Source organism: Rhodobacter sp. P1_C2 (assembly GCF_056406375.1).
On sequence record NZ_JBFUAG010000014.1, the window covers coordinates 1 to 13,411 of the forward strand.

Genomic DNA, 13,411 nt, shown 5'->3' on the forward strand with positions numbered 1-13,411 from the left:
GGGTCTGGCGGGTCTGGCGGGTCTGGCGGGTCTGGCGGGTCTGGCGGGTCTGGCGGGTCTGGCGGGTCTGGCGGGTCTGGCGGGTCTGGCGGGTCTGGCGGGTCTGGCGGGTCTGGCGGGTCTGGCGGGTCTGGCGGGTCTGGCGGGTCTGGCGGGTCTGGCGGGTCTGGCGGGTCTGGCGGGTCTGGCGGGTCAGCGACGGGCGGCGGCCAGGGCGTTTTGCGCGGGGAAGATCATAGCCATGCCTTGGGCATAAGCCGCGCGCGAGACCGTGGCATGGTTGCCGGCGGTGCCTTCGTAAGCGGAAGTGCCATTGGCCAGTGGGAGCCCCGCCCAGACGGAAGCCACTTTGTCCATGAAGGCCTCAGGCGTGAGATCCCCGGCGAAGAACGAGAGGTAGCCAGCCTCGGCCAAGAGAATGTCCGCCCAACGATCCTGCAGGTCAGTTGAGAACACTTCGGTGCCAGCAATGCCGGTCAGGGATGCCAGGCGCTCGAACGTCGCTGGGATGAACTGGTAGCGACCGATGGCGTGATTCTGACCCGGGGTGGCTGCAACCCAGGCCCGGATTTCATCGATGGTCATCGCGGTGGGCAGCTTTTCCGGTTTGACGGTGGCCCCATACTGAACGGAGTCATAATCTGCGGAACCGGCCTCTGCGGCGCTGATCAGGCTGCGCAGATTGGCCAATGGCGTCGCGGCGGGATCGGGCGTGAAGCGCAAAGGCACGCTGCCCTTCGGAGGAGAAGCAGCCGTGGATGGTGTGGAAACCTTCTCGAAACCACCCCTCTTCCAGACGGCATCGGAACTGTTCGAGTTGAAACTAGACCCTCGGTGCCACTCATTTTCGGCGAGGGCGAGATCTGGATTCAGGGCACGTACAGCCAGCGAAAGACAAAAGACGGCGCCCCAGCCACCCTGCCGGGGGCTGACGTCGGCGAGGCAGGCTACGCCGTCCCTGAGGTGAAAAAGGCCCGAGATAGGGAAGAGGCGTCTGTTCCAGCCGCTAAAGACACACACCTGACGCAGGTCGCGCAGCGGGGATCCTGGAAAAGGTCGGCGATTCAGGCGAGTATTCAAAGGGCCGGCAACATCTATGACAAGTTGAAGAAGCGTCGGCCGTCGAGCCGCAACAGGATGTAAAGTTACCCCGTCGCCGAAGGGCAGTCCAGCACACCTCGTCAAAGGTGACATAAATCACATGTCACAGCAGTCACTCAGCCAAAGATCGGGTTAACGGTACTGAATTCCCGGCGGACCAAAGCCAGGGCAGTTCACTTTGCAGGGGCATTCACAAGCTTAGATCGTGCCGCCTTTAAGGACCTCTGCAACTCAGATAGCTGTCGAAATCTACCTGCAAGCGCTCCAGCATTAGAAATGCTATTACTAGAGCTATCGATCACACGGATCAAAACTTCCTTCTGGGTCGCATCAAGACTCGAAAGATGCTTGTCAACGATCTGGTGAAAGAGCCGCATCACCGAGAGCGGATGATATAGATCGTCGGACTTCCTCGCTAGAACCCCCTGGAGTAGACTTGATGCAATGCTCTCTCTATCTCCCAAGGGGGAAACCCCAGAGCTCAGAGAGATGGTCAAATTTAACCTCGCGCTATGATTATCTATCTGATAAGTATCGAAATTTCGCATTTTGCGTGCAGTCGCATAGGCCGTGGTTACAAATCCCCCAGCTAAATCGAAGTTGTCAGCCTTCATTGAGCAAATGGACCGTTGCACCCAAAACAACGGGTCGCTTTGAGCGAACGTAAGAATTCGGCACTTGTCATAAAAAGCTTCTAGTTTCGCAGAGTCCTTTTTGCCTTTCACCAAGTATCCATAGGTCGAGTATTTCAGAAGGGTTTTCCCCAAGCTTGAAAACTCCGGCTCGTCGGCAAGATAGCTGTTGATATATTTCAGGGCCGCATATGAAATATCCAAAATCCTTTCAATTCCGAATATTCTTTGAACTACAAACTGCGCCAGCGCGGGCGATCGCACAATTACTTCGCCATACGCCATTGAAAATAGTCCAAGCAGGCCCTTGGAGTTTACCTCAGCTCTAAACTCCTCAAGCGTATTTTGGCTGTCAACTAGTTCAGAAAGATTTGCGAACGTCGCAAGGTCCTGGAAATTACAGATAGTAAGCAGCGCACTAAGTCCGATTATATTCCTCAAGTCAAGGCTTAAATCCGAGATTTCGGCGAGCAGGTCTTCCACCTTCTTGTGAAGCGAGCCTTTCGAATAAATATCGAGCATCAGGTCTCGCAGCTGACTACTGCAATGCTTCTCCAAGTGGCGAATCTTCTCGCCGTCAGGCCAATCCGAACGGTCTCCCCAAAGACCGTTCTCATTCAGATATCTTAGCCATGCCTTGAGTTCATCCTTGTTGGGCGCATTTAGATCGACTTCAGTAAACCTGCGCCCGATCCGCCCCTCAATGACATGCCTGGAAATATCAAGGGCGTTTGATCGAACTGTCCCAATCATGACTATGTCTCTTGAGCCAATCCCTGCCATAGCCGCCGGAAGCTTGGGGTACTTTAGGATGTCATCCAAAATGACCGCAGATCTTCCTTCCAACGACTGCAAGAAGGAAATCACTTCTCCGACACTCTCCGGCTCTCTTCGGAGTGAAAAGACTCTGTATCCTGCGGAGTGAAGTTTGTATCCAAGCACTGCGGAAAAGACTGACTTTCCGTTTCCGATGTCTCCATGTATCAAAACAGGAGTCCCGACCGACACACTGGCTATTGCCCGCGAAAACGCCGCTGGTGACCGCGGCATCACATAAGAGCCGGGCAGGCCGGTTGAGTCGCGCTGAGAAAGTTTTTCGTATTCAATGTCGCCGGAAATGAGAAGGCTATGAATATCTTGAGACGAAATATGGGTTTCAGCCTGAGAGACAAAGTTCAGTTCACGTAGCGATTCAGGTGACTGGGCAGTCGAAATCAACGGTTGTCCGGTCCGTTTGACCGCAAGGTGCGCGGCAAAGCCCGTCGTTCCGACTTCATGGACTTGCCCAAATCGTGCTAGCCTTTGCGAAACAGGCCGCTTCTCGCCTTCACGAGTTATGAAATGCACCTTGCCTTTAGCGTCTGCCGGGATCGCGCCAAGCAACCTGCGAAGGTCTATGTCACTCAGAGAGAAGCCGACAAAAACAATCGACTGAGCAGAAAGAACATCGTCATTGAACCGCCTATACCACGGCGACTTCAGAAATGGTGAGTTGTCCCTTTGGGTTTCTGTGAGAAGGAAGCTCTGTCGGAATTCTCTAGGGGAAAGATTTCTAATGCTTCCATAAATATGGATTATTTGAGTTCGACCAATCGGCGGCTCGACAGATTCGAGAACCGTCTTTTCTGTATATGGCTTACCCTCTTCTGCGTAGATATTCTCAACAATATTGTCATAATTGGTCGTATAGACTCTGTACCAAGGCTGGCATGCGATAATTCTTTGAGCATCTGAATACTTCCTTGATGCGAAGTTGCCATGGATCAACTTGGAAAGTTCGCTTTCAGCATTTCCCTGGAAATTATCCAAGAAGTCTTGCGCGGCTGCGTCGAGGTCATACCCGTCAGGCGAGTCAATGTGAACTAGCTTCAAAAGCTGCGAAATCAATCCGTTCACATCTCTGACATCTTCTCCCAAAATATTCTTGGCCTCTGCAGAAAAACCCGCGCCAAGGAACAGAATTGCTTTTCCAGACTCGATTTTGGAAACATCCGGCAAATTCATTTCTTATCACCCAGCTATGACTTGTCTTCTGCGATGCGTGCGCGTCAGCCGCATGCGTTACATCCTAAATGCTTTATGCAGGTGTTCACCGAGGACCGCAACTCCTCCTTGAGGTTGCGGGTGGTTTGAGAGATGCGTGTCTCAGACACTGTCCCGTTTCAGCAGAGAGGGATGAAGTTGCTGGGTTTCTGGAGAGGCGATCACCGCTGGATGAGGGCGAGTTTTCTTACGAGTAGGGGACCAAGAGTTCGCATCTAGCGATCGGAAAGTGTTGAAGGTTTGATGCGCGAGCTTTTCACCGATGGAATTCCTTTCCTTCCGTCCAAATCCTGCTTGCCAGTTGAGTGCATGAGCCTTGCAATCTGCTCGGATATGTCATTCGCAGCGCTCCCGAGAGTGCTGTCGTCAAGATGCGCATAACGCTGGGTCGTCCTCGGCGTTGCATGCCCGAGGAGGCGCCCTGTGGTCGGCAGGCTCTCCCCGGCCAGCAGGGAATGCGAGGCGAAGGTGTGGCGCAGGTCGTGCAGGCGGATGTCGTCTGGCAGACCTGCCCGCTTGCGGAGCTGCTCCCAGATACCCCTGACTGAGCCGATGTGGCCAGTGCTGGAGACCCGTGACGGGAAGACGTGGGGCGCCTGCCCCGCGCGTTCTTTAAGCCTCTTGAGGATGTCCCGGGCAGGTTTGGAAAGGAAGACATCGCGCGGGCCGGTCTTGGCGTCCTTGAGGCTCAGCCGGTCTGGCAGGACTTCCTCCCAGGTCAGGCCCGCGATCTCGCCGAAGCGGCAGCCGGTCAGCAGGAGGAGGTGGATGACATCGACCGCCGGGCTTTCACCTTGCTTGGCCATCAGGAGCCTGCGGAGGGCTTGAACCTGCGCGCTGGACAGCATGCGGCCTCTCGGCGGGCGACGGTTCTTGCGGATCGGGGCGGCAGGGTTTGGTGTGGCCTTCGGCAACTTGCCACAGGCCTTCGCCCAGTTCATCACCGTGGTGATTGCGGCCAGCGCCATGTTGGCACCGCCCGGGCTCGTCCGGGAATAGCTATGAAACCAGCGGGCAACCATGGCCGGGGTGATCTGATCGACGCGCTTGTCTCCAAAGGCCGGGAGGAGCTGGGTATTCAGGCACGTCTCGAAGGAGGCCATGGTCGAGGGCTTGCAGATCAAGCGCCGCGCCGCGATGCAGTATCGCGCCAAATCGCCGACGGTCGCCGTGGATGCCTGGACGGGCAGAAGGTTCTCCCCGGCGCGTCGGTTGACGAAAGTTGCGCGAGCGGCGGCAACATCGAGCGAAGGCCAAGCTCCGAGCGTGACGCGGTGGCTGCGGCCGTCCCGGCGCTCCCAAAGGATCCAGGATCGCGCGCCTCCGGGCTGGAGGCGGAGGCATAGGCCCTCGCATTGCGCATCGCGGAGAAGGACCTCCTTGGCAGGAGGCGGCATCCGGTCGATGAGGGCATCGGTCAGAAGGGTCGCGGTCATGCACGGGCCTCCTTCTTGCGCCAAGCCATCAGGTCACGGCGGAAAGTGGTGGGGTCGAGGCCTCGGTCTGCGCAGAAGTGGGTCAGGGTTGCTGAGGATCGCTCGAAGGTCCGGAAGGGGCAGTCGGGCTTTACCTTGGCTCTGCCCGCGCTGACCTTCTCGAAGTGCTCGCCGACCCGTTGGCTGGCGGCTTGCAAGCGGCGCTCATCGAGGTGGGCATATCCTGCCGTCGTCATCTGGTCGGCATGGCCCAAGAGACCGCCAATCAATTGCAGGCTCAGCCCATGGTTCACCGCGACCGAGGCGAAACTGTGCCGCAGGTCGTGAAGACGCAGCTTGGGCCGGGCGAGTGCGGAACGGACGCAGGCCCAGACTTGATCGACCTGGCGCTGGAACTGGGTGAGGCTTGGACCCACGAAGATGAGCCCCCTGCCCTTCGGAAGCCCGGCGAGAAGGTCGCGAGCGGGCTTGCCCAACCAGATCGCACGAGGCCCGGACTTGGAGTCCGGCAGGGCCAAGCGCTTGCCGTCGAGCATCTCCCAGCTGACCGCTTCGGCCTCTCCACGACGCGCCCCGGTCAGGGCGAGGAAGCGGATGAAGGCGACCGGGACGGGGTGTTGGGCTTCAGCATCTCGCAGGACCTGCGCCATGACGGCATAGCCCGGACCGTCAAGATAATCGGCCTTGAAGCTGGATTGCCGCCGCCGCAGGCCCTCGCAGGGGTTCGATCCCGGCGGGCGCAGGCCGAGAAGCTCGGCATGCCGCATGGCACCCGACAGGAGAGCGAGCGCCCGGTTCCGCGTCGCGGGCGCCTGGGTCATCTTCCCGAACCAGGTCACCACAGTGGCGGACGTCAGATCGCAGACCCGCGTCATGCCCAAAGCGGGGATGATTTGGCTGCGCAGGGCCGTCTCATGGGCGCGCAAGGTCGAGGGTTTCCACTGGCCTCGGCAGTCGATGAGGTAGGTCTCCAGGAAGGCTACGAGTTTGACCTTGGGGTCAGGCGGCAAGTCGTCAGAGGCCGTGGCCTCGATCAGCGCCCGCGCCATGACGCGTGCCGCTTCGCGGGTCAGTTGCCGCGCATTCCCGAGCGCCTTGTGCTTGGGTGCACGAGCGGGGCCGAGATTCACCAGCCAACTGGCCGAGGAGCCGCGCTTGCGCAGGCCAAGTTCGGGGACTTCGTCATCCCAAAGGATCCGGTCGGCGGGCTTCGGATTGGGTCGGGATATGGGCGCAGGCGTCGGTGTCGAAAGGGCCATCTTGGGCATCTCGCAGGTCAGGGAACCCACGCAGAGCCCGAGGGGTTTTTCTCAGGATGCGTGGGGTCGCGGCCCTACACCCCCGCTCAGGCGCCGCTTTGGCTGACCCTCGCGAAAATTCCGACGCCCCTTCAACCGTTTGCAAGGTTCCCCGAAAAGCCCGTTACTCGTCCTTCGGCCGATAGATCCCACACACCTGACGCAGCAGGCTGCAGGTCCATCCTAAATAACTGTAATCATTACATTTATAGGCCATTTTGGGACCCTTCGATCGGAATGTCGAATAGTGATTCAATATCAAGGACTTGGGCCCGCCGGCCCAAAACGGGCCGGACCCTGGCCCAATTTGGGCCAGCCCTTGGGCCAATCTGGCCCAGTGTTTTGCGCCCGAGACGCCGCTCATCCCAGCACCTTTTCGTCATCCTTGGACGGCGCTTTGCCCTTCTCGTTAGCCTTGGCGCGGTTTGCCGCCTCCATCTTCTCCAGCACCTCGGTTTCGAGTTTGAGGTCGAAGTCCTGGAAGCGCCGCTCGGGTTCGGGGATCAAACGGCGGTAGGTGTCATCAGCCAATTGCAGGACTTCGAGCGTCTTCTCGACGATGGCGCCCACGGCCCCACCATGTGGCTGCATGAGACCCATGACCTGCCGGCAGACGAAGATCTGGCGATAGACCATACCCAGCATCATGGAGGTGTGGCCGGAGGTTTCGAGCACTGTTGCCTTGACCTCGGCCAGGTCCGGGACGAGCCGAGCGGCAACGTCCTTCAGAGCCTTGATCTGACCTTTGGCCTCGGCGAGGTCCTGATCCAGCTGCGAGAGGGCCCGCTCAAGGAGATCGCCATCCGGCTTCTCATCTTCGCCCATCACCCCCTGCACCAGTTGGCGGGCGCGGGGGCCGAGCCTGATCCGCCAGCTTGCATCGGTGGTTTCCAAACGCATGTCGTCCTCTCCTGTCTCTCATGCGACCCGGCTCAGCGGATCGGGCCTTCGATGATTTTCTGCTTCTGACGGTCGGCGAAGGCCTTGATCGACGCCTCCACTTCGGCGTCGTTGCGCTCGACCGGCAGAGCGAAGAGCTTGGTAAAGTCGCTGGGGCGGTCAGGCCGTTCCGGGTTGGGACTGGCCTGTGGCTGCGTCGCCTCGCGCGCCGGTTCCGGCCGTTCCGGCTGCGCCGATCTTTCTTGCGGGACGGGGGCTTCCGCCTTCTGCTTTTCCTGCCGCTCGCGCTCGGCCTTGAGCCAGGACTCAAGCGCCGTCGGTCGGTCGCCGGTGTTGGCCTCAATCCGCTTGGCCAGGGCCGCCGCATCGTCGGTGATGAGGACGGCTTCTTCCCGCATGCGCGAGATTGCCACATAGAAGGACTTCTGGGTGGCAAGTTGCTCGGCGGAGGACAGGCCCAGGATGATCCGGTTCACCGTGCTGCCCTGAAAGTCATGCACGGTGGAGGCATAGGCATGATCGAGACCGCGGGCCGCGACACTGTCGAGGGGAAAGGTTACCGCGTCGCGGCCCGACATCTTCACGGTGACCTTGCCGGAGCCTATGGCCGCGATGCTGCCCCGGGCACCGTTGATGATCTGTCGTTCCTTGTCAGCGATGGTGAAGCGGACGCGGTCGCCGGTGGTGAAGGCCCGCTCTTCCGGCGTGTAGACCGCAAAGCCGGCCGCGAGCTTTTCGTCCTGGCGGAGGGGGAGGATCAGCTCCCGGCCCTTGGCCACGTCCTCGACCCTCACCGTGTTGGCACCGATATCCCGGTCGAGGACGACGTAAAGATCACCCTTTTCGATCTGGTGCTGTCTTGAGGAGGCGAGGGACAGGATGATGTCGCCCGGCTCATAGGACCGCGCATCGCCCGCTGCGGCGCGGGTCAGTCCGGCAGACTTCAGGCCCAGCATCTTCTGGTCTTCGATCCCGAGCTTGCCCTCGAGTTTCAGGCTGATGCGGATCGCCTCGTTGATCGTCTTGCGGGCCGCATTGGTCAGGACGGCGATGCCCGTCTCCTCCCTGCCCTTCTGATCCAGTTGCAGCCAGCGATCCGCTACCTTGGCGGAAACCTCGGCCCGGTTTCCGGTCTCGACGACCTCGCCGATCCGAGCCATGGCGGCCTTCACCTCGCCCCGGATGGCATGGAGCACGGCTTCGCGGCCCGCTTCATCGCGCTGGCGCTGGATGTCGGTCATCAGGGCGGTTGGCATGCCCGCCCGCTGCAACTGGGCGAAGGGTTGCCCCGCGCTGACGGCATCGAGCTGCTTCACGTCACCCACGAGGATCACCCGGGCAAAGCCGCTCCGATGGGCATGGGTCAGAAGATCGCGCATTTCGGTCGCAGCAATCATGCCTGCCTCATCGACGACAAGGATCTTGCGGCCCCGCCCATCTCCACCGGGATCGCCGCCCTGTCGGATCTGCATGAGCCAGGACTGCATGGTCTGGGCTGTTGGGATCGCTTCCTTCAGGGCCTCGACCGCACGACCGGACGGCGCGAGGCCGATCAGCTCGTACTCAGCCTTCTCCGCATAGCGGCGCAGGGTTTCGACCATGAAGGTCTTGCCGGTTCCGGCATAGCCCTGCACGCCCACGACGCGCGACGCGCCGGAAAGGCCCGTCATGACCGCATCACGTTGCCCCTCAGTCAGGCTCGTGTTCGCCAACCTGCGCTGCAGCGATTTTTCGTGATCCCGTCCTTCGAGGCTCAGCGCTTCCAGATCCAGGCGCCCGGCTCGAACTCCCGAGCGATAGGTCTTCAAGACCTCGCGCTCGGCGGCGAGTGTCTCCTTGTCGGTCAGGAGCGGGCTCAAGCCTGATTGGCCGGCATAAAGAAGGGTCTTGCCCTTCATCGCGGCCGTGACCTCGCGGGTCAGGTCCGCGACGGTGCCATGGGTAAGACGTGGAAGTGCTGTCTTCAGAAGATCACGAAGCGGATAGACACTCTGCCGCTCGCTGAGGTGGGCCACGGCCCAGGCAAGTGCGTCCTTCGCCTCCCCCCTGACGAAATCCGCCTCGATCCCGTCGCGGCTGACGCCGCCGAGCCGGACATGTAGAGATCGTTCCGCCGCGCGGCGGAGCTCCTGAAGTTGCTCGGGTTCCATACCCCGGACTTTCGCTTCAGTCTGCCAATTCTCGTGGAGGGCAGCGCGGTCGAGGTTTCCACCCTTGGCAACGCGGGTGGCCAGAGCCGCCAATGCGCGGTTTTCCGGGGAGTCGTCGAGACCACGCTTTTCCAGGGCGGCTTCGATGGCCTCCGAGCGCTTGGAATAGAGCGACAGCAGCGCGGGTGGCACGCCCTTGATTTCGACGATGCCGTCCTTGCCGCTGCGGTCGACCTCATAGCCGAGACCGCGCAGGCCATGGGCCAATTCGTTGCGGTAGATCTCTCCGCCGAGCATCTTGGTGAGATAGATCTCGTCATTGTGCAGCGCCGTCCATTTGCCGTCCGGGTTCAGCACCATGTTGGCGATGACGGCATGGCTGTGCAGTTGCGGATCGAGCGCCCGGGATGTGTCATGGCGAAAGAGACCCGCGATGATCTTGCCACCCTGGACCACCTCAATGTCGCCGTCCGGTCCGGCGCGTCTTGTGGCCGCTGCGTTGGCCTCGATCCAGGTCATCGCGGTGCGAACTGCGGCGTCGTGCGCCGCGATGATGCGTTCGTCCTTGGCGACCAGAGCCATCACCGAGACCGACTTGGACGCCGAAAAGGTCAGATCGATGCCCGGTCGGTGTTCGCGGTCACCGTCGACCCAGCGGCCGAGAATCTGGCCATGGCGCCATTCGCCCTTCTCATTCTTCTCGGTTGGCGGGGCGTGACCGTCCAGCAGGTCGGCAAAGACCCGATCGTCGATCGGCCCCTGAAACTCCAGTTGCCCTTCGGCGGTCAGATATTCTGCCGCCCGACCAAACCATTGTGCCGCAGCTTCGGCCTCAGGCGAACCCGCCGCATAGTAGCCCTCGGTGCTGTAATAGCCTGAGGCAGCTGCCCCGGCGGAGACATTCGATACGGACAGCACTGATCAAAGACCGCCTTCGAGAAAACAGCCCACGAGCTTGCTACGGTTTGCCCGCTTTTCCGGAATGACCAGCGTCGGGCTCTGGCTTGGAGCCGAGCCCCCGCTTTCCGCGCCACGACTTCCCGCAGCGCCAACTCCTGAGGCGCGATCCGTTGGAGCGAGGGCGCGTTCCGTCGCCAAATCGTTGTCAGGGTCGGCTGATGCGAGACGGACCACCGAGTCATAGGGAGAAACGTCGGGCTGAGCGGTCTTTATCTTGCCCGGCCAATTCGACATCAATTCCCGCGAGAAGTCCGCCAAACGCAGATCCGGGTCCTCGACGCCGCGCATGCGGGCGCGACAGTAATCCTCCCAGGCCAGTGGCTTGTCAGCCTCTTTGGCCTTGGACTTGAGATCGAAACTGATGGGATCGATCTCCGGCGCGGTCCTGCGGGCAAACCACGCATCGAACTCCTCCAATTGCTGGCGCGGCGACCGCATGACGAAGGGCAAATCAGCCGCAGGCTGTTGGGCTCCTTCGGACGCGCCGAGGTTTGCCGTCGCCACCCCTTCTCCCTTCCCGGGATCTTCCACCAGAGGCGCATCCATCGACCCGGTGGCAAAGCCCTTGCCTTCGTATTTGACGATAGCCGGGGCGATGTCTTTGGACGTGATCGGCGGGAACTGGACCAGAGCGGTCGGGGCGTCATAGCCAAAGCGGATATAGGCCCTGAACTGCGGCAGGGACTGAATTTCCGAAGCAGTGACGATGGGGCGCTCGACCCGCTGCGCGTTCAGCGTATTGCCGTCACGGGTGACATCGGCCCCGAAGGAAATCGTCTCACGATGTTCGATGATGTCGGAAAGCCCAAGGCTGTCCGAGAAGAGACGGGCCGTTCGCGCGTCGGGCGTGTTGAAGACGATGCGGTTGTTCAGGGTGCCCGAGATCGACTGTGCGGCTTTGTCACCATAGAGGTCCTCGAGCTGGCTATAGACCTGATAGCCCAACACGAAGGCGCCACCGAATTGGCGGATCTCGGCAAGCTTGGTCGGGAGAAACGGCAGCCGGTTCAACGATGGCACCTCGTCGAGGAAGAACCACAGGCTCGGGTCACGACGTTCCGGGCCGGTCATCAGGGCATTCGCCGCGACCTCGATCACGGTGGAGATGACGTTGCGCGTGGCCGCCGAGTGTTCGGCATCGCCGGTCAGGAAGACGAAGCCCGGGCGTTCCGACTTGACCCAATCCCGCATCGAGAAGGGGCGAATGCCGTCATCGCGCAGGAATTCCAGGAACCGCAATTCCGCGATCATGTTGGCGCGGATCGAGGCGGAGGTCTTCTGGATGTTCTCGCCGAAAAACAAAGCACCCGGCGTGTTCTGCACCAAGGCCTGCAGCGCCTCTGCCGGCATGGTCAGGATGGCATTCCGGAGTGCTGTGTTGGTGCGCAGATTCTGCTTCATCAGCCCGCGGGCGGCATATTCGAAGACCAGCCGTGCCGTGATCGACCAGAACGGGTCGTTGGAGCCTGGCTTCTGCTGGATCATCACCTCGGCAATCTGGGCGAAGGCTTCCGGCGTCTCGGCCTCATAGAAGGGTGACCAGCTGACCGAGCGGGCGTCGAACATGTTGAGGATGATGTCAGTCTCGGGATTGTAATAGTTCCGTACGAAGGCGCCCATCTTGTCATAGATGATGGCCCGCCCATTCTCGGCCCGGATCGTCCCGAGCAGTTCTTTCATCGCATTGGTCTTGCCGACACCCACGGTGCCGAAGATGCCGGTCTGGGCTTCAACCGTGTTCGGAGGGAAGGGAATGCCGGCCAGCGTATAGCGCCGGGTTCCCGTCTTGGCAGGGACGTGCTTGAGATACTCTTTCCACTTCCTGCGCGACCAGGTCTCAAGATCCTTGGGCGAAACCAGACGCGAGCCGCGGATGTGTTCGGTGTCGGCCAGCCGTCGTCCGAGCAGCGAGAAATAGGCGACCATGGCGAGCCCGGCCAGGATCGCCGGGACGAAGGCGATCTCGTAATAGAACTCGGCCTCGGCGGCATAGTCATCGTACTTCTGGCGCAACGCCTTGTTCTGCACGATCCGGATTGCGGCATCGGTATGGGTAACTCCATCCGGGGTCACATAACTCAGCATGAAATCCGGCTGATTCAGCGTCGAGACATTCAAATCGGCCAGCCAGTAGAGATAGCCCTCGTTCACCTCCTCCAACCGGAAGTTCAGCGCGATCAGCCCCACGAAGCACAGAACGTAGATCGCCGCCGAGACCTTGAGCCCGGTCGAGAAGACTTGGGACGCCATGGCCCAGAAATGCTGGGTGGTCTGGCCACCCCGGATGAATTGCGCGGAAGGATTCTTGCGCATGGCAGGTCCTTGAAATTGGGGAATGTGAAAGGGGTGAGGTTTCTAGGCGGTCAAAGGCGGATGTTGGCGAAGACGACCACATCCCAGATCCGCTATGACGTTGCAGGCAACGCATTGAGTAAAATGGACATATCTAGGGGCCTTAGCTAAGCTGAGGTCATGATGTCTATTGCGGAGACCGATGTGCAGCGCCGGCTTGAAGGGGTAAGACGGGACGCCCGGGATGGGGAAGTGAAACGCCCGAGGCCCTTGCCGTGGCTCGGCAAACGGCTTTTGCTGTTGGTTCTCGTCTCCGGAAGCGCAGGCTTTGCGTTCCACTTCTTTGGCACTTGGCCGCTGGGTGTGATCGCAATCATCACGCCGATCGTGGGCTGGATCGCTTTGATTTTGGACATGCAGCGTCAGTTTGGGGCGAGCGATCGCTCGCCAAATGTGTTGTCCGAAAAAACGGCCGCTGCTCAAGCGATGATGCAAACGGAAGGTGATCTTGCGGCACAAATGGACTGGTGGCGCAGATTCGGCACTTGACGTCTGTTTGGCCGAGTTGGAGTCGGGCCGGATCTCGCTGGGAATGAGGG

At 60.4% G+C, this 13,411-nt stretch carries 9 protein-coding genes; 2 read left to right on the forward strand and 7 right to left on the reverse strand.

The window, feature by feature from the left end:
* Positions 1-256 (forward strand): hypothetical protein (locus tag AC1DZT_RS20375; RefSeq protein WP_478008484.1); only part of this gene is annotated, 256 nt, incomplete at its 5' end.
* Here AC1DZT_RS20375 and AC1DZT_RS20380 read toward each other — a convergent pair.
* The 7 genes from AC1DZT_RS20380 to AC1DZT_RS20410 form a co-directional block, all read right to left on the reverse strand.
* The gene (locus tag AC1DZT_RS20380; RefSeq protein ID WP_478008485.1) at positions 193-1,080 is read right to left on the reverse strand and encodes a hypothetical protein; all 888 of its coding nucleotides are present in this window, start codon (positions 1,078-1,080) and stop codon (positions 193-195) included. The genes AC1DZT_RS20375 and AC1DZT_RS20380 overlap by 64 nt on opposite strands.
* 194 nt (positions 1,081-1,274) lie before the next feature.
* Positions 1,275-3,737 carry an SIR2 family protein gene (locus tag AC1DZT_RS20385; RefSeq protein WP_478008486.1) on the reverse strand — a complete coding sequence of 821 codons (2,463 nt, stop codon included), beginning with the start codon at positions 3,735-3,737 and terminating at the stop codon, positions 1,275-1,277.
* Positions 3,738-3,991: 254 nt separating this feature from the next.
* A complete protein-coding gene (locus AC1DZT_RS20390) occupies positions 3,992-5,212 on the reverse strand; it encodes a tyrosine-type recombinase/integrase (protein WP_478008487.1) in 1,221 nt (406 codons plus the stop codon).
* Entirely contained in the window at positions 5,209-6,471 is a 1,263-nt protein-coding gene (locus AC1DZT_RS20395; RefSeq protein WP_478008488.1) for a tyrosine-type recombinase/integrase, read from the reverse strand. Before AC1DZT_RS20395 ends, AC1DZT_RS20390 begins: the two co-directional genes overlap by 4 nt.
* Before the next feature lie 399 nt (positions 6,472-6,870).
* Positions 6,871-7,410 (reverse strand): hypothetical protein, encoded by a 540-nt coding sequence (locus tag AC1DZT_RS20400; RefSeq protein WP_478008489.1) that lies wholly within the window; start codon positions 7,408-7,410, stop codon positions 6,871-6,873.
* Positions 7,411-7,442: 32 nt separating this feature from the next.
* Positions 7,443-10,478 carry a MobF family relaxase gene (mobF, locus tag AC1DZT_RS20405; RefSeq protein ID WP_478008490.1) on the reverse strand — a complete coding sequence of 1,012 codons (3,036 nt, stop codon included), beginning with the start codon at positions 10,476-10,478 and terminating at the stop codon, positions 7,443-7,445.
* Between the two features lie 3 nt (positions 10,479-10,481).
* Positions 10,482-12,833 (reverse strand): type IV secretion system DNA-binding domain-containing protein, encoded by a 2,352-nt coding sequence (locus tag AC1DZT_RS20410; RefSeq protein WP_478008491.1) that lies wholly within the window; start codon positions 12,831-12,833, stop codon positions 10,482-10,484.
* A 159-nt stretch (positions 12,834-12,992) separates the two neighbouring features.
* Here AC1DZT_RS20410 and AC1DZT_RS20415 point away from each other — a divergent pair, with 159 nt between their 5' ends.
* The gene (locus AC1DZT_RS20415; protein ID WP_478008492.1) at positions 12,993-13,361 is read left to right on the forward strand and encodes a hypothetical protein; all 369 of its coding nucleotides are present in this window, start codon (positions 12,993-12,995) and stop codon (positions 13,359-13,361) included.
* The last annotated feature ends 50 nt before the right edge of the window (positions 13,362-13,411 follow it).